The organism is Kribbella speibonae, assembly GCF_004331375.1.
GTDB lineage: Bacteria > Actinomycetota > Actinomycetes > Propionibacteriales > Kribbellaceae > Kribbella > Kribbella sindirgiensis.
In genome coordinates this window covers 2,407,678-2,432,211 of sequence record NZ_SJKC01000001.1, presented here as the reverse complement: position 1 = coordinate 2,432,211, position 24,534 = coordinate 2,407,678, and the positions used below count along the sequence as shown (strand labels likewise).

The 24,534-nt window shown below is 67.7% G+C and carries 22 protein-coding genes; 9 read left to right on the top strand and 13 right to left on the bottom strand.

Translation table 11 applies throughout. From position 1 onward, the window contains the following. Positions 1-71 precede the first annotated feature (71 nt). Genes E0H92_RS12250 through E0H92_RS12230 form a run of 5 tightly spaced genes read right to left on the bottom strand, consistent with a single transcriptional unit; the run spans position 72 to position 7,139 of the window. Positions 72-2,132, bottom strand: a complete 2,061-nt coding sequence (locus tag E0H92_RS12250; RefSeq protein ID WP_131467686.1) for an NPCBM/NEW2 domain-containing protein — start codon at positions 2,130-2,132, stop codon at positions 72-74. Between the two features lie 33 nt (positions 2,133-2,165). Beyond that, positions 2,166-4,127 (bottom strand): alpha-galactosidase, encoded by a 1,962-nt coding sequence (locus E0H92_RS12245; protein ID WP_131496274.1) that lies wholly within the window; start codon positions 4,125-4,127, stop codon positions 2,166-2,168. Beyond that, positions 4,124-4,939: a carbohydrate ABC transporter permease gene (locus E0H92_RS12240; RefSeq protein ID WP_131285348.1), complete on the bottom strand. Its 816-nt coding sequence runs from the start codon at positions 4,937-4,939 to the stop codon at positions 4,124-4,126. The genes E0H92_RS12245 and E0H92_RS12240 overlap by 4 nt, the downstream gene beginning before the upstream one ends. Beyond that, on the bottom strand, positions 4,936-5,859 hold the full coding sequence (locus tag E0H92_RS12235) for a carbohydrate ABC transporter permease (RefSeq protein ID WP_238173387.1): 924 nt from the start codon (positions 5,857-5,859) through the stop codon (positions 4,936-4,938). The genes E0H92_RS12240 and E0H92_RS12235 overlap by 4 nt, the downstream gene beginning before the upstream one ends. Continuing rightward, positions 5,856-7,139, bottom strand: a complete 1,284-nt coding sequence (locus E0H92_RS12230) for an ABC transporter substrate-binding protein (protein WP_131467688.1) — start codon at positions 7,137-7,139, stop codon at positions 5,856-5,858. The genes E0H92_RS12235 and E0H92_RS12230 overlap by 4 nt, the downstream gene beginning before the upstream one ends. Before the next feature lie 226 nt (positions 7,140-7,365). On the opposite strand from E0H92_RS12230, the gene E0H92_RS12225 reads away from it, so the two are divergent. The 4 genes from E0H92_RS12225 to E0H92_RS12210 are packed head-to-tail and all read left to right on the top strand — an operon-like array spanning position 7,366 to position 10,782. Continuing rightward, the gene (locus E0H92_RS12225) at positions 7,366-8,088 is read left to right on the top strand and encodes an SDR family NAD(P)-dependent oxidoreductase (RefSeq protein WP_131467689.1); all 723 of its coding nucleotides are present in this window, start codon (positions 7,366-7,368) and stop codon (positions 8,086-8,088) included. Between the two features lie 11 nt (positions 8,089-8,099). Beyond that, positions 8,100-8,843 (top strand): FadR/GntR family transcriptional regulator, encoded by a 744-nt coding sequence (locus tag E0H92_RS12220; protein WP_238153449.1) that lies wholly within the window; start codon positions 8,100-8,102, stop codon positions 8,841-8,843. Beyond that, positions 8,840-9,985, top strand: a complete 1,146-nt coding sequence (gene dgoD, locus E0H92_RS12215) for a galactonate dehydratase (RefSeq protein WP_131467691.1) — start codon at positions 8,840-8,842, stop codon at positions 9,983-9,985. The genes E0H92_RS12220 and dgoD overlap by 4 nt, the downstream gene beginning before the upstream one ends. Beyond that, positions 9,979-10,782, top strand: coding sequence for a hypothetical protein (locus E0H92_RS12210; RefSeq protein WP_131496273.1), 804 nt, complete (start codon positions 9,979-9,981; stop codon positions 10,780-10,782). The genes dgoD and E0H92_RS12210 overlap by 7 nt, the downstream gene beginning before the upstream one ends. Positions 10,783-10,784: 2 nt before the next feature. On the opposite strand, the gene E0H92_RS12205 is transcribed toward E0H92_RS12210, so the two are convergent. Continuing rightward, positions 10,785-12,578 (bottom strand): sialidase family protein, encoded by a 1,794-nt coding sequence (locus E0H92_RS12205; RefSeq protein ID WP_131496272.1) that lies wholly within the window; start codon positions 12,576-12,578, stop codon positions 10,785-10,787. Positions 12,579-12,705: 127 nt separating this feature from the next. Between E0H92_RS12205 and E0H92_RS12200 the strand changes: the two genes are divergently transcribed. Beyond that, entirely contained in the window at positions 12,706-13,326 is a 621-nt protein-coding gene (locus tag E0H92_RS12200; protein ID WP_131496271.1) for a bifunctional 4-hydroxy-2-oxoglutarate aldolase/2-dehydro-3-deoxy-phosphogluconate aldolase, read from the top strand. 236 nt (positions 13,327-13,562) lie between these two features. Further along, positions 13,563-14,570 carry a sugar kinase gene (locus E0H92_RS12195; protein WP_131496270.1) on the top strand — a complete coding sequence of 336 codons (1,008 nt, stop codon included), beginning with the start codon at positions 13,563-13,565 and terminating at the stop codon, positions 14,568-14,570. 875 nt (positions 14,571-15,445) lie between these two features. Here the strand turns inward: E0H92_RS12195 and E0H92_RS12190 are convergent. Genes E0H92_RS12190 through E0H92_RS12180 form a run of 3 tightly spaced genes read right to left on the bottom strand, consistent with a single transcriptional unit; the run spans position 15,446 to position 16,905 of the window. Continuing rightward, complete coding sequence (locus E0H92_RS12190) at positions 15,446-16,066, bottom strand: dihydrofolate reductase family protein (protein WP_131496269.1); 621 nt, start codon at positions 16,064-16,066, stop codon at positions 15,446-15,448. After that, the gene (locus E0H92_RS12185) at positions 16,066-16,560 is read right to left on the bottom strand and encodes an SRPBCC family protein (protein WP_131496268.1); all 495 of its coding nucleotides are present in this window, start codon (positions 16,558-16,560) and stop codon (positions 16,066-16,068) included. Before E0H92_RS12185 ends, E0H92_RS12190 begins: the two co-directional genes overlap by 1 nt. Before the next feature lie 3 nt (positions 16,561-16,563). After that, positions 16,564-16,905 (bottom strand): ArsR/SmtB family transcription factor, encoded by a 342-nt coding sequence (locus E0H92_RS12180; protein WP_131334403.1) that lies wholly within the window; start codon positions 16,903-16,905, stop codon positions 16,564-16,566. 98 nt (positions 16,906-17,003) lie between these two features. Here E0H92_RS12180 and E0H92_RS12175 point away from each other — a divergent pair, with 98 nt between their 5' ends. Beyond that, complete coding sequence (locus E0H92_RS12175; RefSeq protein ID WP_165549756.1) at positions 17,004-17,645, top strand: MSMEG_1061 family FMN-dependent PPOX-type flavoprotein; 642 nt, start codon at positions 17,004-17,006, stop codon at positions 17,643-17,645. On the opposite strand, the gene E0H92_RS12170 is transcribed toward E0H92_RS12175, so the two are convergent. Further along, entirely contained in the window at positions 17,608-18,141 is a 534-nt protein-coding gene (locus E0H92_RS12170; RefSeq protein WP_131496267.1) for a helix-turn-helix domain-containing protein, read from the bottom strand. The two genes, E0H92_RS12175 and E0H92_RS12170, sit on opposite strands and share 38 nt — an antisense overlap. A gap of 55 nt (positions 18,142-18,196) precedes the next feature. Between E0H92_RS12170 and E0H92_RS12165 the strand changes: the two genes are divergently transcribed. Together E0H92_RS12165 and E0H92_RS12160 are read left to right on the top strand one after the other, a co-directional pair. After that, on the top strand, positions 18,197-19,099 hold the full coding sequence (locus E0H92_RS12165; RefSeq protein ID WP_202873579.1) for an alpha/beta hydrolase family protein: 903 nt from the start codon (positions 18,197-18,199) through the stop codon (positions 19,097-19,099). Positions 19,100-19,117: 18 nt separating this feature from the next. Beyond that, positions 19,118-19,432 (top strand): hypothetical protein, encoded by a 315-nt coding sequence (locus E0H92_RS12160; RefSeq protein ID WP_131496266.1) that lies wholly within the window; start codon positions 19,118-19,120, stop codon positions 19,430-19,432. Here the strand turns inward: E0H92_RS12160 and E0H92_RS45475 are convergent. The 3 genes from E0H92_RS45475 to E0H92_RS12145 form a co-directional block, all read right to left on the bottom strand. Continuing rightward, a complete protein-coding gene (locus E0H92_RS45475; RefSeq protein ID WP_131467700.1) occupies positions 19,429-20,889 on the bottom strand; it encodes an ATP-binding protein in 1,461 nt (486 codons plus the stop codon). The two genes, E0H92_RS12160 and E0H92_RS45475, sit on opposite strands and share 4 nt — an antisense overlap. Beyond that, positions 20,889-22,550 carry an FAD-dependent oxidoreductase gene (locus E0H92_RS12150; protein ID WP_131467701.1) on the bottom strand — a complete coding sequence of 554 codons (1,662 nt, stop codon included), beginning with the start codon at positions 22,548-22,550 and terminating at the stop codon, positions 20,889-20,891. The genes E0H92_RS45475 and E0H92_RS12150 overlap by 1 nt, the downstream gene beginning before the upstream one ends. Before the next feature lie 103 nt (positions 22,551-22,653). Continuing rightward, a complete protein-coding gene (locus E0H92_RS12145; protein ID WP_165549755.1) occupies positions 22,654-24,402 on the bottom strand; it encodes a chitinase in 1,749 nt (582 codons plus the stop codon). Positions 24,403-24,534 lie beyond the last annotated feature (132 nt).

The window sequence follows — 24,534 nt, the reverse complement described above, 5'->3', positions numbered from 1 at the left end:
CCTCACTTTGAGAACCCACCAACCGTTTTTCAGCTCGCTGGGTGGTTGGTGGGTTCTCAAAGTTGTTGGGATTAGCAGGTGGCGGTGGGGGCGGCCCAGTCGGCGCGGTCGTTGTAGCCGCCGTCGCCGGCGTCGCCGACGAGGAGGTCGAGGACGCGGACGCCGGTCAGGTCGACGTCGAACTGCTTCGGGGTGAAGCGGTCGACGGTGCCGCTGTCGAACAGGACCTTGCCGTCGCCGACGACCTGGAACGTCGACGTACCGCCGTCCGGACCGACGTTGCCGACCACGTCGTCGATGCCGACGGTGCCGGTCAGCCGCGCGCACGACTTGCCCAGGTAGTACCGGATCAGCGACGGGGACGCGACACCGATCCCGGTGGAGTACGTCGTGCCAGTGAGCTTGATCGGGTTGCCGCCGCCGACGCTCTCGTCGATCGTCGGCGACATCCAACCGCTGGTCGCGGTGATCCACTGATGATGCGACAACGGCACCGTCCCACTCGGCGGTTCGGGCGCGACGACCACCGGAGACAGTACGGTCGTCTGCTTCTGTACGCCGTACCCGATCGCCTGGTACGTCGTTGTCGCGGTCAGGCTCGCGGTGCCGGGCGGGGCACCGGCCGGGAGCTTGACGGTGAACGCGAACGTGGCTTGCCGGCCGCCTTCGATGAGAGCAGGTGCCTTCGACAACGACTTCACTGTCCACCCGGTGCCACCGGCGACCGTTACCGCCGGGGTGAACACCGGCAGCAGCCCATCGTTGCGGACGGCAACCTGCACGGTGAGCTCGTCACCACCGGCAACCACCGGCGCCGCCCCCTCGGGCTGCGCGTCCGTCCCGACCTTCGTCACCTGCGGGATCCCCGCTGTCACATGCGGTACGCCGGGAATTCCACGGGCCGGTGCGACGCGGAACAACGCCGTACCGTGGGCCGGAACCGCCGCGCTGATCACGCCACCGCTCTCGGTCACCTTGTTGCTCCAGGCGTTCTTGAGCGTGAACCGATCGCCACTCAGTCCGACCGCCGACGCGGTAGTGGTGAGCGTTTGCGCGCTGTCGCCCCTGTTGAGCAGTACGACGGCGCGGCTGCCGTCGGCGAGCCGCTTGACCCACGTCTCCGTCGTACCGGCCGCGCCGACGCGAACCGCCTGAACCGCGGCCTTGTCCTGGTTGATCGCCAGCACGTCCGGATCGGTCAGCATCCCGATCGTGGTCGCGCTGAGCTTACGGATATCGCTGCCGACGACGAGTGGTGCGGCGGCGACCGCCCACAGCGTGAACTGCGTACGGAACTCCTCGTCGCTCATCCCGAGCTCGGGCGCCAGGTAGTCCGGGTCGCTGAACGCGCCGGGCTTCACGACCTCCGGGTGCCGCGCGTTCGCGTCGTAGTTCCGCAGTACGTCTTTGAACTTGATGTCGCCCTGGAACCCGACGTCGGTGTACGTACGCCACGACTGTGCAATTTCCGGCGCGTACGACCACGAGTTGATCGACTGCTGGGACTCCGGGTAGTTGCCCCAGTCCGGCGACGTCACCGGGTTGCACAGGTTGAAGATCATCGGCCGGTGGCTGGCGTTGTTACGCAGCGCCTGGGCGAACTCGGTGAAGACCGTCTTCGGGTCCAGGTTCGCCGCGATACCGCACAGGTAGTCGACCTTGACCGCGTCGAAGCCCCAGGCGGCGAACTGGTCCGCGTCGCGCTGGTAGTACCCGCCGCTCCCGAGACCGCACTTGCCCGGGATGTACGGGCCGGCGTCGGTGTAGATACCGGCCTTCAGGCCCTTGCTGTGGATGTAGTCGACCAGCGGCTTCAGGCCGTTCGGGAACTTGGCCGGGTTCGGCACCAGGTCGCCGGCGTCGCTGCGGGACTGGTCGGCCTGCCAGCCGCCGTCCAGCCAGACGATGTCGTAGCCGGCCTTCGCGAGGCCACGGCTCACCAGGGAGTCCGCGACCGACTTGATCGTGTCCTCGGTGAAGTCGCCACCGAGTCCGTAGTACGTGTTCCAGCCCATGTAGGGCGTCGGGCTGAGGACCGGAGCTGTGGCCTGAGCCGCCACAGCTCCGGTGGTAGTCGCGAGCGCGCCGGCCAGCAAGGCCGCCGCGATCACCCCACCTAGCAATCGCTTCATCCTGATTTCCTTTTCTGCCGTTGAGCGGAACGGTCAGTCGAGAAGCTCGACGACCAGGCAGTGCGAGTCGGCGGAGTCGTCGAACGCGACCCCGACCTGCAGCAGGTAGCTGCCCGAGTGGGTCTCGTTGCCCACCCGGTAGTTCTTCGCCGGATCCAGCCCGGCCAGCGGCACCCGCCGCGGCCGGGTCGGCAGCGTGCCGCGCACGTTGCCGTCGCCGGTCTCCCACAGGAACACCACGGACTTGTGCGGACCGACGTACTGCACGCCGCCTGCCAGCCCGTAGACCTTGCTCTCGGTAATCAACTCCCGAAAGCCCTTGTACTGCTCGATATGACGTGCGGCCGTCTTCAGCTGGTCGTCGGTCCAGCGCGAGAGATCCGCGCCGATCCCGAGCACGCCGGCCATCGCGACATGGAACCGGACATCGAGCGACCGCTCCCGACCGTCGTGCGTACCCTCGGCATCGGTCACCCACGAACTCATCAGATGCGGAGCGAACCCGCTCCGGAATCCTTCCTGAATCCGCAGCCGATCCAGCGGCGCCGTGTTGTCACTCGGCCAGAGCGTGTCCACCCGCGCGGCCGTCCCCAGATCCACCCGCGCGCCGCCACCCGCGCACCCTTCGACGAACACGTCCGGATGCTCGGCCCGCAACCGATCGAGGATGGCGTAGAGATTCGTCACCACGCGGCCATCAAGATCCCGGCGCTGATCCCCGGAGTCCAGCCGTGGCCGATTCGCGTCCCACTTCAAGTACTTGATGTCGTACGACGACAGCAACCGATCGAGTGTTCCCCAGATGAACTCGCGGACATCGTCGCGACTCAGATCGAGCAACAGCTGATTCCGCACCAGCACCGGCGCCAGGCGGTCCGTCCGCAGAATCCACTCCGGGTGCTCCTCCGCCAAGCTCGACTTCGGGCTGACCGACTCGGGCTCGATCCACAACCCGAAATCCAGGCCGATCGCTCGCAGCCGGTTGATGAAGCCGTCGAGCCCGTCGGGGAACTTGGCCGGATCGACCTCCCAGTCCCCCAGCCCGCCGGTGTCGTCCGACCGGCCGACGAACCATCCGTCGTCCACCACGAACGTCTCGACGCCGATACCCGCCGCCCGCCGCGCCAACTCGAGCTGATGGTCGGCGCGGATGTCGAACTCGGTCGCGAACCAGGAGTTGTACAGCACCTTCGGAATACGTTTTCGCGACCCAGCCCGCTCGTACTCGTGGAAGACCCGCGCCAACCCGTCCGCGCCCTCAGCACTGCAAGCCCCGACAGCCTTCGGCGACACCCACGTCTGTCCCGGCTCGAGCCGCAACCCGCGGCTCGACGACGTCCGGCCGGCCTGGATGCGCAGCAGTCCGGTCGTGTCCACGTCGGCCGACATCTCCCACGACCCCGACCACGCCAGCTGTACGCCGTACGCGACATCCCCATCGGTAGCCAGGAACGGCGAGTACGAATGCCCTGTGATCCCCTGCGCGCTCCCGATCGTGAACCGTCCGCGCGGCAGCGTCACCGACGTCTGCTGGAACTCGCTGTTCCACTCGCCCCACAAGTACTTGACGGTGTTCCCCACCGGAACCACGAACCCAGCCGAATCGTGCCGATACAGCGTCAGCTCGTCCGCTCCGTCGTTCCGCACCGAGACCCAGCGCTCCACCGCATCCCCGACCATCCGGTAGTGCAGGACGATCCGGATGACATCCGCGAACTCGAGTTCCAGCTCGTCACCCTCACGGGCCTCGACGAACACCGGCCGGAACTCGTCGGAACCGTCCGGTCCGCCGACCACCAGGTCAACAGGTGCCGTGTAGCGGACGCCGCGGACGGCGTACTCCACGGGCTCCACGTCCGCGCGCGGGACGAAGTGCTCCGTGCCGACGATCTCCACCGGATGCGAGCCCCAGGCAACCAGTTGCGCCCACTGACCGTGATCCGGTACGCCGACGACGTACGACGTCGACGTACCGCGCAAGGTCCACGTCCTCACTTGACCGCTCCGATCGCCAGCCCGCCGACGAAGTGTTTCTGGAACCGGAGGAACACCGCGACCGTCGGCACTGCCGCGATCACCGTGCCGGCCGCGATCACGTTCCACGACGACACGAACAGGCCTTGCAGACCGAGCAGCGCGGGTGTGACCGGCATCTTCTCGCCGGAACGGATCACCGTGATCGACCACAGCAGGTCGTTGAAGATCCACGTGAACGACAGCGCCCCTAGCGCTGCTAGCGCCGGACGGGTCAGCGGCAGGATCACCGCCGAGTAGATCTTCCCCGGCCCGGCCCCGTCGATCGTCGCGGCCTCCTGGATCTCCCGCGGCAGGTCCCGCATGAACCCGTGCAGCACGAACGTGTAGAACCCGAGCCCGAACCCGACATGCACCGCGATCAGCGCGATCAGCGTGTCGTAGTACCCGATCAGCTCCACGAACCGCGAGATCGGGATCAGCAGGATCTGCGGCGGCAACAGATTCCCCATCAACATCAGCAACAGGATCGTCCGCCGGAACGGGATGCTGTAGCGCGCCAGCCCGTACGCCGCGACCGACGCCAGCCCGAGACTCAGCAGCACGGCCGGGATCGTCACCAGCAGGCTGTTGATCAGCGCCCGGAACTCGTCCGCGTCCTCCCACGCCGACTTGTACGTCGAGAATGTGAACGAATGCGGCAGTGATCCGAGTCCGTTCGCCGCAACGTCGTCGAACGAACGGAACGAGATCACGATCACCCACAGGATCGGCGCCACCCACAGGAACGAGATCAGCCCCATCGCGACGTGGTAACCGGTACGCCGTATCACGTTTCCTCCCGGAAGGCGCGGATCAGGTAGCCGAGGATGACGGCCAGGGCGAGGACGAAGATCACCACGGCCAGCGCGGACGCGTACCCGAGCTGGGTGGACTGGAAGGCGGTCGAGTACATGTACGTGCTGAGCAGCTCCGACGAGTGGTACGGCCCGCCCTTCGTCATCGACCAGACGATGTCGAAGGACCGCAGCGAGTCGATCACGATCACCGACAGGACGACCGAGTTCACGCCCTTGAGCTGCGGGATCGTGACGTACCGGGTGCGCTGCCAGGCGGACGCGCCGTCGACCTTCGCAGCCTCGTAGAGCGCGGGGTCGACCGCCTTCAGGCCGGCCAGGTACAGCACCATCACGTACCCGATCTGGCGCCACAGGGCCGGCACGATCACGGCGTACAGCGCGGTGTCCGGGTCGGCCAGCCACGGGCGAATGAAGTTGCCCAGGCCAACGGTCCGGAACACCGTGTCGACAAGTCCATCCGGCTGGTAGAACACCCGCCAGATCAGCGCGGTCACCACCAGGCTGAAGACCACCGGCGTGAACAGCGCGGCCCGGTAGATCCCGACACCGCGCCGCTCCCACTGCAGCAGCAACGCCATCCCGAACCCGCCGACCACGCTCAGCCCACCGAACAGCACCAGCCAGATCGCGGTGTTCTTCAGTGCAGTCCGGAAAATCGGATCGGAAACCATGTCCCCGAAGTTTCCGAACCCGACGAACCGAGGCGCCGACAACCCGTCCCAACTCGTCAACGCCAACCAGAACCCCTGCACAGCGGGCCAGAACACCCACACAGCCTCGACCACGAACGGCACCAGCACGAACGCGAGGATGAGCGGAGAGACCCGCCGCGTACGACGTTTTCCGAACGCCGAACCGCTTCGGCTCCGGGTCTCCACAGCTGTGGCTGTCACGCCTTGAAGACCTTCTGGGCTGCTGCCTGCCAGTCGGCGAGGATCTTGTCGATCTGGTCCGGCTTGTCGAGGAACTTGGTGAGGGCGGCGTCGGCGGTCGGCTGGAGGGCGTCGCTGGAGTCGCGGTTGAAGAACTGGGTGATCTCGGCGGCGCCTTCGATCATCGCCTTGCCCTTCTTCACCAGCGGTGTATCAGCCGACTTCCCGTCCGGGTTCGCCGGAATCGCCGTACCGGAAGAGTTCTGCACGTAGATCTCCTGCGCCTCGGCCGTCGCCAGCCAGGTCAGGAACTTCTTCGTCCCGTCGACGTCCTGCACCTTCTTCGAGGCGAAGTACCCGTCCGTCGGCGCCTCCTCGGCGACCGGTACGGCCGGATCGATGATCGGGAACTGGAAGAAGTCGATGTCGTCCAGCGCGTCCTTCGGCGCCGAGTCCGCGAAGAACGTCCCGATCAGGAACATCCCGGTCTTCCCCGCGAGCAGCGCCGACGTCGCCTCCTGGAACGGGAACGACTTCCCCTTCGGGTCGAAGTACGGCAGCACCTCGCGCCACTTCGTGAAGACCGCCTTCACCTTCGGGTCGGTGAAGTTCCCCTGGCCGGCCAGCAGCTGCCGGTGGAACGGCGCGCCGTTGATCCGGATGTTCAGGTAGTCGAACCACGCCGAGGCGACCCACGGTGTGTCGCCGAGCCCGATCCCGATCGGCGGAATCCCCTTGCCCTGAATGGTCTTGCACACGGCGACGAACTCGGCCCAGGTCTTCGGCGGTGTCACGCCCCACTTGGCGAAGTTCGACTTCCGGTAGAACATGCCCCACCAGTAGTAGCTGGTCGGCACGAAGATCTTCTGGCCGGCGCTGCTCGTGGACAGCGTCTGCATCGCCTTCGAGTAGTTGCCCATCGAGTCCCAGACGCTCGAGACGTCGAGCAGCAGGTCCTTCTTCGCGTACGAGTCCGCGACCGAGCCGGCGTACCAGGTGTAGACGTCCGGCGGGTTCGCCGAGGTCAGGTACGTCGGCAGCTGGGTCCGGAAGATCTCCGACGCGACCGTGTTCAGCTTGACCTGGGAGCCGCCGGTCTTGTTGTACGCGGCAACGAGTTTCTCCATCGCGGCCTTCGCCTGCTCGCTGGACAGGTTCGACTGCAGCGCCAGCTCACCAGTGGCCGCGCCGCCGCTGCCCGGACTCTTCGACGATGTCGCGCACCCGGGAACCAGGGTGGCTGCGCCGAGCAGTCCGAGTCCCTTGAGGAAAGTCCGCCGATCCGCTGCCAATGCAGTCATGCCCGAACTCCTGAGCTCTGCCCGGCCGGCGATGCCAGTCGGGTCTGTGGTGTGTTGCGGACGATCTTGCGGCGACGCGTCGCAGCTGTCAATATTAATTCGTAAATTACGAGCAAATCGCTTGACCGGGCATTACCTGTCACGGTCAACTGGTGCCTCGTTCATCGTTGGAACCCTGCCTGCCTCCGTGCTTGGGTAGGACCTCGGCTTCTGGAGGAGGCGGCACGTGCGGCTGGCTGGGCGGGTGATCGTGGTGACCGGGGCTGCGTCGGGGATCGGCGCGGCCTGCGCCGAACGCGCGCAGACCGAGGGCGCGCAGGTGGTGCAGGTCGACGTCCATCCCTGCAAGGACGTGCCGGGCAAGGCGATCAGCGTGGTCGGCGACGTGTCGTCGCAGGACACCTGGGCGGAGGTCCGGTCCCGCGGCCGGGACGAGTTCGGTCCGATCGACGGTCTGGTCAGCAACGCGGTCGTCGTCGACGTGAAACCGGCCCACGAACTGTCACCGCCGTCCTGGCAGCGTCAGCTCGACGTCAACCTGACCGCGGCGTTCCTCGGTTTCCAGGCGCTGTACGACGACCTCGTCGCGAACGCCGGCTCGGTCGTCCTCGTGTCGTCGGTGCACGCCATCGCGGGCCTGCCCGGACATCCGGCGTACGCCGCGACGAAGGGCGCACTCGTCGCGCTCGGACGCCAGCTCGCGGTCGAGTACGGTCGCTCGATCCGGGTGAACACCGTGCTTCCGGGGCCGATCGTGACCGCGATGTGGGACCGGGTCGACGCCGAAGGACGTGAACGCAGCGCGCAGGCCACCGCGCTCGGGCGGCTCGGGCAGCCGGACGAGGTCGCGCAAGCCGTCGCGTTCCTGTTGTCCCACGAGGCGTCGTACGTGACCGCCACCAGCCTGGTGGTCGATGGCGGATGGTCCGCAACGAAGGACTCGGCGTGAGGGAGAGCGGTGTGACGGGGATTCAGCGCGGGGTTTCGCGAGGGCTGCACGGGCAGATCGTCGAGGTGATGGCGCAGCGCATCCTGTCCGGGCAGATCCCGGAGGGCGCGACCATCAACGTGACCGAGCTGCAGGCCGACCTCGGGGTCAGCCTGACCGCGGTCCGGGAGGCGCTGAAGGTGCTGACCGCGAAGGGCCTGGTCGACGCGCGGCAGAAACGCGGCACGTTCGTCCGCCCGCGCTCGGACTGGAACCTGCTCGACGCGGACATGATCCGCTGGCACTTCAAGGACGCCGACGTACGGCCCGAGTTGCTCGAGGAGCTGCACGAAGTGCGCGGGATCGTCGAGCCTGCCGCGGCTCGGCTGGCCGCGCTGCGCTCGGACGACGCAGACCTCGCGGCCCTCGACGAGGCGCTCGCGGCGATGGAGTCCGCCGGTGACAACGTCGCCGCGGCGTCCGCGGACCTCGCGTTCCATCGCGCGTTGCTGGCCGCGACAGGCAACGAACTGCTGACCAAGATGGAAGTGATCATGGAGACCGGGCTCGCGGATCGCGACCGGCTGGTGCACAGGGTCAAGCCGTCGGACGACCCGGTGCCGAGCCACCGGCGCGTCGTGGACGCGGTCCGCGCGCACGACCCCGAGGGTGCCGAGCTCGCGATGCGGGAGCTGCTCGCGAAGGCCGCCGAGGACCTCACCGAGGTCCGCGGCTCGTCCGGCCGCCGTACGTCGGCGCGTAGGCGGCGCTCGTGAAGATCGAGAGGATCGAGACGTTCCTGGTCCCGCCACGCTGGCTGTTCTGCCGGATCGAGACGAGCGACGGTGTGGTCGGGTGGGGCGAGCCGGTCGTCGAAGGACGCGCCGAGGTCGTCCGGGCCGCGATCGACGTACTGTCGGAGTACCTGATCGGCCAGGATCCGCTGCAGATCGAGCGGCACTGGCAGGTGCTGACGAAGGGCGGGTTCTACCGCGGCGGGCCGGTGCTCAGCAGCGCCGTCGCCGGGCTCGACCACGCGCTGTGGGACATCGCGGGCAAGGTGTACGGCGCTCCGGTCGCCGCGCTCCTCGGCGGGCGGGTCCGCGACCGGGTCCGGGTCTACGCCTGGGTCGGCGGGGACGAACCGTCCGCGATCGGCGAGTCCGTCGCGGAGCAGGTCGCGGCCGGGATGACGGCCGTGAAGATGAACGCCAGCGGGCAGATCCAGACCTCGCCGTCCGTTGCCGAGGTCAACGACATCGTCAACCGGCTGGCGGCCGCGCGGGCGGTCCTGGGCGATTCCCGGGACGTCGCGATCGACCTGCACGGACGGGTCGGCGTGGCTGCGGCGCGGCGGATCCTGCACGCGGTCGAGGACCTGCAGCCGATGTTCGTCGAGGAGCCGGTGCTGCCGGAGCAGATGGCGCACCTGTCCTCGGTGGTGGAGGCCTCGACGGTCCCGGTCGCACTCGGCGAACGGCTCTACCACCGGGCCGACTTCCTGGCGCCCTTGAACGCCGGCGTCGCGGTCGTGCAGCCCGACGTCTCCCACGCCGGCGGGATCTCCGAGCTCCGCCGGATCGCCGTCCTCGCGGATGCACATGGCGCGATGCTCGCACCGCACTGCCCCCTCGGGCCGATCTCGCTGGCGGCCTCGTTGCAGGTGTCGTTCGCGACGCCGAACTTCCTGATCCAGGAGCAGAGCCGAGGCATCCACTACAATGTGACCAGCGACCTCACGTCGTACGTCGTGGATCCCGCGCCGTTCGACTGGGTCAACGGGCATGCCGAGTGGAATCCCCTGCCCGGCCTGGGAATCACGGTCGACGAGGACGCCGTCCGTGCCGCGGACCGAACCGGCCACGCCTGGCGCAACCCGGTCTGGACCCACGAGGACGGATCCTTCGCCGAATGGTGACCCAACAGCCGAACCGGACGGTGACGGTCGACCCCGCCGACGGGGGCCGCTGGACCTCGCTCCAGCTCGGTGGCCGCGAATGGCTCTGGGCCGGACCCGGCCTGGTGACCGGGGCGCGTACCGGGCTCGCCACCTTCATCGACGCGGGCGGTGTCGACGAATGCTTCCCCACCGTCCGCGGATTCCCCGACCACGGTGGCTTGTGGAACCAGCCCTGGGACACCTCAGTTGAGCACGGGGGCGCGATCCTCACCCGCGCCTTCACCCCCGGTACCGACACCCTCGCCGTCGACTACCGCCTCGAGGCGGTCCCGGGTTATCGGTTCGTGTGGGCCGCACACGCGCTCCTCGACTGCAACGCCGGGGCAACCATCTCCGCACCGCCCGGGACCGAATGCCGCCTGTATCCCGAAGCGGAGCCGTGGTTGCCGTGGGCCTGGCCGGACGACGACCCGTGGGTGACCGCCGTCTGGCCGACACCCCTTGATCTTGGAGTGTTCGGCCCCACCGACGGGACGGCCGCGGGCGCAGTCCTCGTGGACTGCCCGACGGTATCGGTCCGCGATCGCGGCGCGGAGCTCACCATGACCTTGAGTTGCCCGGGGCAACCAGTCTCCACCGCGCTGTGGCGCAACCAGGGCGGCTTCCCGACCGATGCGCCGTACCGGAGTCTCGGGGTCGAGCCGATGCTGGGTCGCGTGTTCGACCTGGCGACCGCCGGTCCGGACGACGCCGCGGTGGTGCCGGCGAGTGGTGAACTGACCTGGCGGTTGACGTTGTCCGCCAGGTCAGTGTGATGTCACCCGAGGGGCAGATCGAGTACGGCATTGGGCGCCGAGGTGCTGTTCGCGGTACGGATGCTGTTGAGCTCGGTCGCGGTCAGGGCCCGCTTGTAGAGCCGGACCTCGTCCAGCGAGCCATCGAAGTGGTGCGCGCCGTCCAGGCGTTGCCCGACGTACATCTTGAAGGGCCGGCCGGGGCTGACCGATCCGGTCGGGGCCGTGACACTAGCGGCCTGGGTACCGTCGACCCAGATCGAGAGCGTACCGGCCTTGCGTTGCAGGGCGACGTGGTGCCAAGCGTTGTCGTTGTAGGCCTTCGTGGTCTGGACCGCGGCCGTGTTGCCGCCGGTGGTGATCAGGCCGCGGATACGACTGTCCGCGGGTTCGGCGCGCAGCCAGAATTGCGAGAACTCGTTGATGTTGTAGCCCCAGAAGATCGCCTGGGGCGTCGTGCTGGCGCCGTACTTGATCCACGCCATCGCGGTGAAGTCACCCGCGCCGACCGCGAGCGATTCGGCGAACGGGAGCTGGATCGCGTCGTCAACGCCGTCGAGGTCTCTCGCCTGCCCGAACTTGCCCGTCACGGCGGTGGTGCCACCGCGCAGGTAGCTGTCGTTGTGCAGGCCGGAAACGTCCGGTGTCGTCGGACCGCCGAGCGGCGCATCCGGGTGGCCGATGTCGGTCTCGGTGAAGCGGGCGAAGCGGATCTGGTCGCGGGCGTCGACCGTGCCGCCTTCGTACAGCAGGCCGATCTCGCCGGTGTCGAGGATCGCCATGTCGGAGTATCCAGACCAGTCGCTGGTGATGCGGGTGCCCTCGGCAACGGTCTGCCAGGTCTTGCCCTCGTCGAAACTGGACCTGATCGTCATGTATCTGCGCCGATCCGGATCCGCCGGCGCCGCGAACAGAAGGCGGTTGTACTTGTCGCCTTGATCGACAGCTCTGAGGCGTTGGAGCGACCCTTGGACGACGGGCGTAGTCAGTCCGTCGATGGTGGCGAACGGCGCGGAAAACGTTTGACCGCCGTCGTTGCTGACCGCGGCCATCCGGCTCGCGCCCGACGTACCGGCGTTGTTGCGCGCACCGGCGTACACACCGCCGTCGACCTTCTCGACGACGCTGATCTCCTGTGGCGTGGCGTCCGAGCGGAGATCGGTCGCGCCCTTGTGCCAGGTCTCACCGTGGTCGTCGCTGTACACAAGCTGACCGGCGTTCTGGCCGGCGCCGTTGTCGTAGTTGGTGCCCGCGACGAGGCGGCCGGTGTGCGCGCCGCGGGTGAGCTGGATGCCGTGCACAGGCCCGGTCGCGTACCAGCCCCAGGCCGGATCGTCGATCTGGCCGCCGATGTTCTTCGCCGCACTCCAGGTCTTCCCGTCGTCGTCACTGACCTGGACGTACGGCGTACGCGGGCGGCTCGTCGTACCGGGGTCCATCGTGCTCAGCAGCACGATCCGGCCGGTCTCGTAGTCGACGATCGGCGCCGGGTTGCCGCGGGTGGCGACCGCATTCGGGTCGGTGTCGGTGCCGGAGAGGACCGTCTGAGTCGCCGACCAGGTGCGGCCGTCGTCCTCCGAACGGCGCAGCACGAGGTCGATCTCCTGGGAGTCCGCGCACCACGCGCGGCGGGCCTCGGCGAACGCGAGCAGCGTGCCGGCCTTGGTCTTCACGATCGCGGGGATGCGGTAGCAGCCGAATCCGGCGTCCCCTTTGTTGAACAGAACTGTTGTGGTGACGGCAGCTTGGGCGGTTGGCGCTGGGATGGTCAGCGCGGCCAGCGCGAGGACCATGAGCAGGGCTTTGAGCTTAGGCATGAGCGGATGCCTCCTGAAAGTAAACAACGGGGCGGTTGTCTACCTCGAAATTTAGCCACACATTTGGCGTCCACGCCAGAGCTCATGGGACGTCCTATGTCTGGATCGATCACATAGGTTGGGGATTATGGATCTGCTTGCCGAACTCCGGAGCCGGAAACTGCTCGCGATCATCCGCGCCGACGGGGCGGACACCGCCTTCGCCTGCGTCCAGACCCTCGTCGAGGCCGGCATCATGGCCCTCGAGGTCTCGCTCACCACGCCCGGCGGCGTCGAGGCGATCGCGAAGGCGCGGGCGCAGTACGACGCTTCTATCTTGATCGGTGCCGGCACGGTCGTCACCGCGGCGCAGGCCGACGAGGTCGCCGCTGCGGGGGCCGACTTCACCGTGACGCCGGCGATCACGCGCGGCGCCCACCGCTCGGTCGAGCTCGGCCTGCCGCTGCTGTGCGGCGCCCTCACGCCCACCGAGGTGGTGGCCGCTCTGGATCTCGGCGCCACCGCCGTCAAGATCTTCCCCGCCAAGGTCCACGGCCCCGGCTACCTGTCCGAACTCCGCGCACCCCTCCCCGACGCACCGCTCCTCGCGGTCGGCGGCGTCGACGCGGTCTCCGCCCCGAAGTACCTCGCCGCCGGCGCCATCGCAGTCGGCGTAGGCTCCCCCCTCCTAGGCGACGCCGCCACCGGCGGCCCCCTCTCCGAACTATCCATCCGAGCCAGCACCTTCCGCACCGCCCTCAACATCTGACCCCCACCCCGCCCCCTCGAATTTGCCTGGCAGACCCGGCAATTTGGCTGGCAGACCCGGCAATTTGGCTGGTCCACCCACCAAATGAGGGGTTCTGAACCCTCGATGACGGTCAGGAACCCCTGACTTGGTGGGTGGGCCAGGCAAATAGGCTCGTCAGGTGCGGGAGGCCGGACCGGCCGACAGGGCGATCCGGCGGATCGCCTCGGTTCTCGGAGTACGACTGGAGCGGTGAAATGACGGATTTGCTGACGTTCGGCGAGACGATGGTTTCGGTGCGGACTGCTCGGCCGATGCGGCTCGGTGGGGATGCGCAGCTCTCGATCGCGGGCTCGGAGAGCAACGTGGCGATCGGTGTCGCGCGGCTCGGGCACGACGTCACCTGGCTGAGTGCCGTGGGCAACGACGAGCCTGGGCGGCTGATCGAGCGGACGCTGCGTGCCGAGGGTGTCGGTACCCGGATCCGGTTCGCCGACGACGCGTTCACCGGGTTCATCGCGTTCGACCAGCCGTCGCACGACATCACCCGCGTGAGCTACCACCGCCGCGGCTCGGCTGCTTCCACCCTGACACCGGACGAGATCTCGGCCGCGGTCACCGCCACGGCTCCGAGGTTGCTCCACGTCACCGGGATCACACCCGCGCTCTCCGACACAGCACGCGCCGCGACGCTGGCCGCCGTACGCACGGCCTTCGCAGCGGGCATCCAGGTCTCACTCGACGTGAACTACCGCGCCCGCCTCTGGACCCGCCCCGAAGCATCCACCGCACTGCGCGAACTCCTCCCCCACCTCCACACCGTCTTCGCCTCCGACGACGAACTCGACCTCCTCACCGACGCCGAACACCCAGTCGCCGACCTACTCAACACCGTCAACACCGTCGTCGTAACCGCCGGCGGAGAGGGCGCCTGGTCCCACACCAAGGCCACGCCATCGTCTGAGGAGCAGCCCGGGGACGCCCCGCGGACCGAGGGGCAGCCAGGGGACGCGCCGTCGGCCGCGGTTCACACCATCCACAGCCCGGCGCTTCCGGTGACTGTTGTCGACAGCATCGGTGCGGGTGACGCGTTCGTCTCCGGCTACCTCTCCGCCACCCTCGACAACCTCGCCCCCGACGCCCGCCTCACCCGCGCCACCACCTCAGGCGCCTTCTGCGTCACGGCGTACGGCGACTGGGAATCCCTCCCCACCCGCCAAGACCTAACCCTCCTGACCCACACCCAAGGCACCGCCCTCCGCTAACACCCCGCGCCATGCCCGCGCCATGCCCGCGCCCGCTTGCGGACGTGCAGTGCACAGGAAGTGGTGGGGGGAGGGAAATAGGGCTCTCCTGTCCGATGTGTGGGCGGCGATCGACCCGGTCTGGGATCAGGGAACAGGCAATGGTGGGTGGGCACCTGGTATTGCCTGTCCCGAGTCACCATTGCCTGTTCCCGGTCCCCAGTGCGTGTTCCTGGTGCGTGTCCTCGGTTGCCGGTATCGGTCGGGTGTATCGAGTGGCGGGTTTCGGCGGTGTCCCCGTGACGGTGTGTGGTGTCGTCGGAGCGGGTGAGCTGTCTGGTTGGGAAAGAAATTGTCGCGATCTGCAACTTTGTTTCCCCGCTGTTCGGGATTCGCCCTTGAACCGGGCAGCAGCGCAAACCCACACCTGCCCACCCACGACTTCCCCGGGGCACGACTTACCCGGGGGTACAGAGCTCCCCAAACCGGTTTGGGGACGATGACGTGCCGTTGTGGGGGTGCAGGGCTCCCCAAACCGGTTTGGGGAGGATCACGTGCTGTTGTGGGGGTGTGGGGCTCCCCGAACTGGTTTGGGGAGCGACAGCGGCGGCGGGGGTTTGTGGGGGTGCGGGGCGGCTCGACAGGTAGCGCGCCGGTGGGGCGCCGTACGTGCGAGCGTGGTCACGTTCAGGTGCGCTACCCAGCCCTTCGACACGTCTTAATGAGAACGCGCACTCAGGCGCTCGGGGCCGCGCCGACCACCCATACCTCGGTCACAAGAGCCGGAAATAGCCTGTTCAACGGCCCCGCCACGTCGGCGCACCCCCAACAACTGCCAGCCCTCCGGCGAAGGTTGTCAGCGGCGGTGATTGGGTGATCCGGTCGGCGCAGTTCGCCTAGCGCTCCCGGACCGAGTACGTCAGGTGGGTCACCTTCGGCGAGTGTTCCGCGCTGACCTGCTCCAAAGCGATCCGCCCGGCGTCCACGCCCTCGAACAACCGGATCCCGGCGCCGAACAGCACCGGTGACAGCGCGATCGAGAACTCGTCGATCAGCCCGGCATTCAGATATTCGAGGATCGTCTCCCCACCACCCGCGATCCGCACATCACGTTCACCGGCCGCCTCACGCGCCCGCTCAAGCGCAGCCTCGATCCCATCGTTGACGAAGTGGAACGTCGTCCCGCCCGGCCGCTCCCACGGATCACGCTTCTCGTGCGTCACCACAAACACCGGCGTATGGAACGGCGCCTCCGCCGGCCACATCCGTTCACCGGCGTCGAACATCCGCTTGCCCATCACCGTCGTACCAGTGCGCTCGAACGTCTCCCGCGCGATGTCGTTGTCGCGCCCCTCCTCACCGCCCTTGCCGAGCTTCAGGTTCTCCCGGAAGAACCGCAGCGGAAACACCCACCGCTGCAACTCCATCCATTGCTTCCCCATCAATTCCTCGGGCGAATCCGGCGCAATGAACCCGTCCACCGACATGGACACCCCGAAGAACACCTTCCCCGCCATCAGCCTTCCACTCGGGAGCTGACGTACGCAGCCAGCTTGCTCAACGTCTGCCGACCGCCCTCGACCGCGCCGTACTTCTCGACCGCCTCGTCGCGCAGCTCCTTGGTGCGGAACACCGTACGCATCTCGAGCCGCGTCGCCGCACCGTCAGGCGCGAACGTCAGAATCGACTCGAACGGATTCGGGTCATCGCTGGACTCGCCGTGCAGCAACGCGATCCGCTCCGGTGCGGCGATCTCGGTCCAGGTGATCCACTCGTCGTACTCCGTGCCGTCCGGCCCGTGCATCACGAAGTCCCACACGCCGCCGACGCGAAACTCGAACGTCTGCGTGGTCGTGGTGAACCCATCCGGCCCCCACCACTGCGACAGGTGCCGGACCTCGGTGAACGCCTCGAACACCAACTCCCGTGGAGCGTCGATGACCCGCGAAATCACGATCTCCCGCTCCGCCGTCGGGGTCTGTGCCGGCGCCCCTCGTCCCGTCGTGCTCATCAGCTATTCCTCCAGCCGTGTCTGCTTCAGATCCTGCACGTACGCGTCCAGCCGATCGAAGCTCTCGTTCCAGAACCGCTCGAACCCGCCGGCCCACTCATGGACCGGTCGCAACCCGCGGGCGTCCAGGCCGTACAGCCGCTGCTTGCCGGCCTTGCGATCCCGCACCAACCCAACCTCCCGGAGCACCCGCAGATGCTTGGACGCCCCCGGCTGAGTCATCCCCAGCTCCTGGGCCAGCTCGGTCACCGGCCGCTCACCCGCCCGCAGCAGCACCAGAATCTCCCGGCGCTGCGGCTCGGCGATCGCGTTGAACACGTCCGACGTCGTCGCTGCTCGTGCCATGCCGGCAATCATATGCCTATATCGGAATGCGTCAAGCAAGTGTCACGCGGACGACGGCTCGCTCGTCCTAGACCCGCGACGCCGAACGAGGAGGACCTGTGGAACTGCCTGTCGTGCGGAACGTGTCGGAGCTCGAGCAGTTCGGCACACCGGAGCCAGCTGTCCGCGACAAGGTCGAGGCGCGACTCAGCGACGTACACGCCGAATGGATCGCAGACTCACCACTCGTCTTCGTCGGTACGTCGTCCGCCGCCGGCCACTGCGATGTCTCGCCGAAGGGCGACCCACCCGGCTTCGTGAAAGTGCTGGACGAAACCACGCTCGTGATTCCGGAACGTTCCGGAAACCGCCGGATGGACGGATTCCGCAACATCCTCGAGAACCCGTACGCCGGCCTCGTCTTCGTCGTCCCCGGTCGTCCGAGGACGCTCCGGGTGAACGGCCGCGCAAGGATCGTCACGGACGGCCCGTTCTTCGACGACCTGATCGTCCGCTCGCAGCGCCCGCGGCTGGCGCTCGTGCTCGACGTCGAGGAGGTGTTCTTCCACTGCCCGAAGGCCTTCACGCGATCCCGAACCTGGAAACCCGCGACCTGGAACCCCACACCCCAACCACCCCGACGCTGTCCCACTTTGTGCACCAGATCCGCACGTTCAGCGCCCGCAGGCGCGGATCCCGTGCACAAAGTGACTCGGGTGGACGTCAGGCGTCGTCGTTTGTGGGGAAGAGGATCGGGCTGAGGAGGTAGCGGGAGCGGCCTGGGGTCGCCTCGTTCGACAGGACGGGGAGGATCGCGGCGCGCAGGCCTTCGATCAGTTGGTGGAGTTCGGCTTCGGTCAGCCAGATGCCGTGCTGGCGGTAGCCGACGAGGTCCGCGATCGGGTCGGCTCCGTCGCGCTCGACGTACGCGTTGAACTCCGCGACCAGCGCCGCCATCGCCGCGGCGAACCCGCGCCGATGATCCTCGACCGTCAGCTGTTCGAGCTGCTCCGGCGTGATCGACGCGGACGCGACGCGCAGCCGGAAGCGTCGCTCGACGGCGCCCCGCACCCGCCGCTCCTCCGCGACCTCGAGGATGCCGCCCTCGGCGAGCAGCTCGACATGCCGGTACAGCGTCGCCTTCGACACGTCCGCGATCCGCTCCCCCAGCTCGGCGGTCGTCAGCCCCCGGCCGCCACGCAGTGCATGCACGATCCGCAATCGCACCGGATGCCCCAGCAGCTCCAACGGACCCATGGCGCAACAATCTCACGCCATGCTACCTTTCTCAAACCATGAGAAAGGTACGCCGATGACCTGGACTCCCCCGCCGTACGCCGATCCGGCCGCGTTCACCGAGCACGACATCACCCTCGACGCGGCCGGCCGAACCGTCCCCGGCACGTTGACGCTGCCCGCGCGACCGACCGGGCGAGGCGTCGTACTGCTGACCGGCGGCGGTCCGTTCGATCGCGACGAGACGAGTGGACCGAACAAGCCGCTCAAGGACCTCGCCTGGGGCCTGGCAACGCAGGGCGTCGCGGTCCTGCGCTTCGACAAGATCACCGCGAACCGGCCCGAAGCGATGGCGGAGCCTGGGTACACGATGACCGCGGAGTACGTCCCGCACGGGATCGCCGCCGTACGGCTGCTCGCCGAGCACGTCGACCGCGTCGTCCTCGTCGGTCACAGCATGGGCGGCAAGATCGCACCGAAGATCGCCGCCGAGGAACCGCTCGTCGCCGGCGTCGTGATCATGGCCGGCGACACCCAGCCCATGCAGCATGCGGCCGTCCGCGTCGTGCGCTACCTGGCGCAGACGAATCCCGAGGCAGTACCGCCCGAGACCGTCGCACTCTTCGAACGCCAAGCGCTCGCGGCCGACAACGTGACCCCGGATACGCCGGCGTCCGACCTTCCATTCGGCGCACCGGCCTCCTTCTGGCTGGACCAACGCGACTACGACCCAGTCGAGACGGCCGCCAAACTCGACGTACCGATCCTCGTCCTACAAGGCGGCCGCGACTACCAGATCACCGTCACCGACGACCTCCCAGCCTGGCGCAAAGGCCTCCCGAACGCCACGATCACCGTCCTCGACGCCGACAACCACATCTTCTTCGCAGGCGACGGCCCGTCGACAATGACCGACTACCAACTCCCCGGCCACCTGGACCCAGCAGTCATCACCACCATCACCAACTGGTTGCCTTAAGCAAGAGGATGCGTGCCCATGAACGATGGTCAGTTGGAAGCTGTCGACGCCTCGGACGCTGCGCAGGATGCCGGTGAATGTCTGGGGTGGGCGGGCACGGCCGGCGCTGATCCAGCTGCCGCGACGATTTCCAGCGCGTTGCTGCTGGGCAGGTCCGCAGGCGCTCGCAGGTTTTTCAGCATCCATCAGGACGAGATCGACCCGGCGACCAGGGACCTGATCCTGGAAGCGTTTGCAATCGAGGCCACTGAAGGCGCCAGCGCCGCTGCCCGTGTGCTCGCTCCCCTGGTCTCCCCCACGCCGACCCCACCGGTTGCCTACAGCGACTCCTAGGCCAGCAGCGCCGGGTCGGACTCCAGTTCGCGTTCGGGGTCGAGGGGCAGGACGATTTTGAAGACGGTGTGGCCTGGCTCGGACTCGACGCGGAGGTCGCCGTGGTGTTTCTTCACGACGATGCGCCAGGAGATGTCGAGGCCGAGGCCGGTGCCTTCGCCGATCGGCTTGGTGGTGAAGAACGGCTCGAAGATGCGGCGCCGGATCTCGTCGGGGATGCCCGGGCCGGTGTCGCCGATCTCGACGACCGCGTAGGCGCCGTCCCGGCGGGTGCGGATCGTCAGCGTCCCGGATCCGCCCATCGCGCTGACCGCGTTGTCGATGATGTTGGTCCACACCTGGTTGAGTTCCGCGGCGTACGCCGGGATCGCGGGCAGCTCGGGATCGAAGTCCTTGACGATCTCGTACCCCTGCAGCTTGCCCGACATCATCACCAGCGTCGACTTCAGCAACTCGCGGAGATCGACGGTCTGGTACGGCGCCCGGTCGATCTGCGAGTACTGCTTCGCGGCGCCAACGAGGGTCGAGATCCGGGTCACGGAGTCGTCGATCTCGTTCATCAGCGACTCGGTGTCGATGGTGTACATCAGCCATCGCACGGCGCCTTCGAGGTACTTCGGGCCGACCGCCGCCAGCACGTTCTCCATCCACGGCACGTCGAGGCCCGCGGCGGCGAGCACCGGCGCCACGTCCCAGCTCGCCTGCACGTCGTGGTCGTCGAGCCAGTCCGTCAGCGTGTCCTCGCGGTCGGACAACTCCATCGGTGGGACGTCCTTGTCCTTGTTCTTCTCCAGCCGCTCGACCGCGTCGTCCTGCAACGCGACGATCTGGTGCAGCTTGGTCGCGTCGAGGGTGCCGTCGGCGAGCATCGCCAGCTTCGACCGCATCCCGGACACCCGCTGCCGCAGGGTCGCCGCGGCCCGGACCGCGGCGGCGGCCGGGTTGTTCAGCTCGTGGGTCAGACCCGCGGACAAGGAGCCGAGGGCAAGCAACCGCTCGCGCTCCCCGATCGTCTCGTTGGTCCGGCGCGCACCCATCACGAAGCCCTCGATCAGGTGCACCGCCATCGGGAACCAGGTGTTCATCATCGTCGCCATCGTCTCGGCGCTGATCACGAAGAACGCCGACGGCTGGGTCACCTGCATCGTCGCCGTGTACGACTTGTGGTCGTTGGCGCCGAAGAACGCGTTGAACGCACCGGAGTACACCCCGCGCTGACCGGTCCGGTTGATCTCCACGAGCTCGCCGTGCGACAGCTTGCAGAGCCGGATCTCACCCGAGAGCAGGACGTAGCAGCAGGTCGCCTCGTCACCCTCGTTGAACACGATCCCGTCGTGCACGTCCTCGACGTACCCGGCGTTGGACAGCCACTCGAGCTGCTCCTCGGTGAGGCTCTCGAAGAGGAACAGCGTGCGCAGCTCGTCGGGCGTCAGCCGCTTGACAGCTTGATCGGTCATCAGAGCATCTCCAGGTATCGGTGCACCAGTGTCACGGCCATCGCTCCGTCGCCGACCGCGGAGGCGACCCGCTTCACCGACTCGGCCCGTACGTCGCCCGCGGCGAACACGCCCGGCATACTCGTCTCCAGGTGGTACGGCTCCCGGTCGAGCGGCCAGCCCGGCGGTCTGCCGTGCAGATCGGGTCCGGTGAGCACGAAGCCTCGGTCGTCGCGGAGCAGGTCACCGGGCAGCCAGTCCGTCCGCGGGGCCGCGCCGATGAACACGAACATCCATTCCGTGTTCACCTCACGCTTCTCCCCGGTCTCGCTGTTCAGCAGGGTGAGGTGTTCCAGGTGCTCCGAGCCGATACAGGAAACGACCTGCGTGCAGGTGTGCACCTCGATGTTGTCGATCTCGTCGATCTGGTCGATGAGGTACGACGACATCGTCGCGGTGAGCGATGGTCCTCTCACCAGCATATGCACGCGTTTCGCATGCCTCGAGAAATAGACCGCCGCCTGACCGGCCGAGTTCGCCCCGCCGATGATGTAGACCTCGGAGCCGGCGCACGCCGGACCCTCGGTGGTGGCCGAGCCGTAGTAGATGCCGCGGCCGCACAGATCGTCGACACCGGGCGCCTGGAGGGTCCGGTACGAGACGCCGGTCGCGAGGATCACCGAGTGCGCCGAGATCTCGCTGCCGTCGGCGAACCGCAGCCGGCGGGCGTTCCCGAGCGTCTCGAGCCCGACTACCTGCCGCGTCGTCAGCAGTTCGGCCCCGAACCGGACTGCCTGCCGCCGGGCCCGGTCCGTCAACTGCGCGCCGGACACCCCGTCCGGGAAGCCCAGGTAGTTCTCGATCCGGCTCGACTGGCCGGCCTGTCCGCCGGTCGCCACCTGCTCGACCAGCACGGTCCGCAGACCTTCGCTGGCGCCGTACACCGCCGCGCCGAGCCCGGCCGGGCCGCCGCCGACCACGACCAGGTCGTAGAAGTCCTTCGCCGGCGCGGTCGACAGACCGACCTTCTGCGCGAGTTCGGCCTCGGACGGCGCGACCATGACCGTGGCGTCCGGCGTGATCACGACCGGCAGCGTCGTACCGTCCACGTCGGCGGCGTCAAGCAGCCGCTTCGCCTCGTCGTCGTCGACGTTCAGCCAGCGGTACGGCACCGCGTTCCGGGCGAGGAAGTCGCGGGCCGCGAACGACGGCGCCGACCAGCGGTGACCGATCACCCGGGTCTCGTCGCCGGACGGCTCCGGGGTCGACCGCCACAGGTCGAGCATCGCGTCGACCACCGGATACAGCTTCTCCTCCGGCGGGTTCCACGGCTTGAGCAGGTAGTGGTCCAGGTCGACCACGTTGATCGCCTGGATCGCGGCATCGGTGTCGGCGTACGCCGTCAGCAGCACCCGGCGGGCCAGCGGGAACAGGTCCATCGCGGCCTCGAGGAACTCGATCCCGGACATCTGGGGCATCCGGTAGTCGGCCAGCAGCAGCGCGACGGGTTCACCACGGAGCTTCAGCTCCTTCAGCGCGTCGAGCGCCTGCACCGGGTTCTCCGCCCGGACGATGCGGTTCTCCTCGCCGTACCGACGGCGGAGGTCACGGGCGATCGACCGGGAAACCCCGGGATCGTCGTCGACGGTGAGGATCACCGAGCGGGTCGTTGACGCTGTCATGACTCCTTCATACCAGCGACAACACACAAACCGGGATCGGTAATCCACAGGCCCGAGCCCGGTTCGCGACGGGCTGATTCGCGAACCGGGCGCGAGGGGCGGCCTACGGGAGGGCGTCGAGGTACGGCGCGTGGCTGTTCTGGAACTCCCAGTTGTAGTACTTGTCCCAGTTGATCGACCACGTCATCAGCCCGCGGAAGCCCGGCGAGGTCCCGCCGCGGAGGCTGTAGCCGCCGCAGTTCTGGCCCTTCACCAAGCAGTCGAGCGCGTCGTGCACGGCTGCCGGGGCGGTGTAGCCGTTTCCTGCGCTGACCGCCGCCGGGAGCCCGAAACCGATCTGGTCGTCGCGCAGTCCCGGAAACGTCTGACCGGTGTTCGCCACCGGGAAGCCTGCCTTGACCATGTCGGTCATCGCGATGTGGAAATCCGCGCCGCCCATGGTGTGGTACTGGTTGTCCAGCCCCATCACCGGGCCGGAGTTGTAGTCCTGGACGTGCAGCACCGTCAACGAATCCCGCAGCGCGTGGATCACCGGCAGGTACGAGCCGGTCCGGTTGTCGCCGCCGCTGGAGCCGCCGTAGAACTGGTAGCCGACCTGCACGAAGAACGTCTCCGGTGCCATCGTCAGCACGAAGTTCGCGCCGTACTTCGCCTTCAGGGTCTTGAGCGCCGAGATGAGATTGACGATCACGGGGGTCGTCGGGTTGCGGAAGTCGGTGTCACCCGCGTTCAGATAGAGCGAGTGCCCTTCGAAGTCGATGTCGAGCCCGTCCAGGCCGTAGCGGTCGATGATCGAGCTCACCGAACTGACGAACGCGTCCCGCGCCGCGGTGGTGGTCAGCTGCACCTGCCCGTTCGCACCGCCGATCGAGATCAGCACCTTCTTACCCGCGGCTTGCTTGGCCTCGATGGCTGCTGCGAACTCAGCGTCGCTCTCCACGTTCGGGCACTCTGCGGCAGGACACCGGTTGAACCGGATGTCTCCCGAGGTAACGCTGGTGGGCTCACCGAAGGCCAGGTTGACGATGTCCCACTGGTCCGGCACGTCAGCCATCCGCACGTACCCGGACCCGTTCGCGAAGCTCGCGTGCAGGTAGCCGATCAGCGCATGCTTCGCCAGCCCGGTACTAGTACAGCCCGCCGTCCTACCTGTCACAGCCGCCGACTTCGCCGACTCACCGGCACTGTTGTACGCCGCCACCGCGTAGGAGTGACTGCTGCACGTTTGGAGTCCGCTGACGGTGGCTGTCGTACCAGTGACGGTCTGTACGACGGATGCGCCCTCGTAAACGCGGTATCCGGTGACGGTGCCGGTGGAGGCCGGCCAGCTCAGGGACAGTGACGAGGTGGTCGAGCCGGCGACCGTCGGCGTACCAGGGGTGCTCGGAGCACCCGGCGTACCGCCTGGGCCGTCCAGAGTGAAGTCATCGGCCTGGTACGCCGGCTGACCGTACCAACCGTGCACGTAGATCTGTGCGGACGTCTGACTCGCACCTGTCGTGCAGGACAGGCTCAGCTGGCTGTAGCTCGGCGCGGACGGCGTCCAGGTGGAGACGCCGCCCGCGACACCGAGATAGACATACGAGCCGCGCACCCAGGCCGAGAGCGTGTACGCCGTGTTCGGCTGCACCGGCACCGTCTGACTGCACTGGGCGTAGTCCGAGCTCGTCACCGCCCCGTTCAGCGCATGCCCGCCCGTGCGTACCGGCGTACTGACGACAGAGCCGCCAGAGCAGGACCAGCCGCTCAGTGTGCCGGTCTCGAAACCCGGGTTGTCCAGAATGTTCGCGGCCTGCGCAGGCACAGCAAGGCCGGCCACCAGGACCCCGAGAACCACCGCAAGCCATCGCATAGCCATTTAGTAGAGATGTTCCATAACTCCTGGTCAATGCGCCACGGAGGCGGTTATCCGACGCTGTCGGGAACCCGGCTGGCAGGTTTTCGCCAGCGGCCAGTTGAAGCCAAAACGGTGTGGCCGGAGCGG

Excerpts from the sequence above, each read along its gene's own strand:
- E0H92_RS45475 (WP_131467700.1), bottom strand. The coding sequence starts at position 20,889 with ATGACCGATCAAGCTGTCAAGCGGCTGACGCCCGACGAGCTGCGCACG.
- E0H92_RS12170 (WP_131496267.1), bottom strand. The coding sequence starts at position 18,141 with ATGGGTCCGTTGGAGCTGCTGGGGCATCCGGTGCGATTGCGGATCGTG.
- E0H92_RS12165 (WP_202873579.1), top strand. The coding sequence starts at position 18,197 with ATGACCTGGACTCCCCCGCCGTACGCCGATCCGGCCGCGTTCACCGAG.
- E0H92_RS12200 (WP_131496271.1), top strand. The coding sequence starts at position 12,706 with ATGGATCTGCTTGCCGAACTCCGGAGCCGGAAACTGCTCGCGATCATC.
- E0H92_RS12190 (WP_131496269.1), bottom strand. The coding sequence starts at position 16,066 with ATGGCGGGGAAGGTGTTCTTCGGGGTGTCCATGTCGGTGGACGGGTTC.
- E0H92_RS12250 (WP_131467686.1), bottom strand. The coding sequence starts at position 2,132 with ATGAAGCGATTGCTAGGTGGGGTGATCGCGGCGGCCTTGCTGGCCGGC.
- E0H92_RS12230 (WP_131467688.1), bottom strand. The coding sequence starts at position 7,139 with ATGACTGCATTGGCAGCGGATCGGCGGACTTTCCTCAAGGGACTCGGA.
- E0H92_RS12210 (WP_131496273.1), top strand. The coding sequence starts at position 9,979 with ATGGTGACCCAACAGCCGAACCGGACGGTGACGGTCGACCCCGCCGAC.
- E0H92_RS12160 (WP_131496266.1), top strand. The coding sequence starts at position 19,118 with ATGAACGATGGTCAGTTGGAAGCTGTCGACGCCTCGGACGCTGCGCAG.
- E0H92_RS12180 (WP_131334403.1), bottom strand. The coding sequence starts at position 16,905 with ATGGCACGAGCAGCGACGACGTCGGACGTGTTCAACGCGATCGCCGAG.
- E0H92_RS12205 (WP_131496272.1), bottom strand. The coding sequence starts at position 12,578 with ATGCCTAAGCTCAAAGCCCTGCTCATGGTCCTCGCGCTGGCCGCGCTG.
- E0H92_RS12185 (WP_131496268.1), bottom strand. The coding sequence starts at position 16,560 with ATGAGCACGACGGGACGAGGGGCGCCGGCACAGACCCCGACGGCGGAG.
- E0H92_RS12195 (WP_131496270.1), top strand. The coding sequence starts at position 13,563 with ATGACGGATTTGCTGACGTTCGGCGAGACGATGGTTTCGGTGCGGACT.
- E0H92_RS12150 (WP_131467701.1), bottom strand. The coding sequence starts at position 22,550 with ATGACAGCGTCAACGACCCGCTCGGTGATCCTCACCGTCGACGACGAT.
- E0H92_RS12145 (WP_165549755.1), bottom strand. The coding sequence starts at position 24,402 with ATGCGATGGCTTGCGGTGGTTCTCGGGGTCCTGGTGGCCGGCCTTGCT.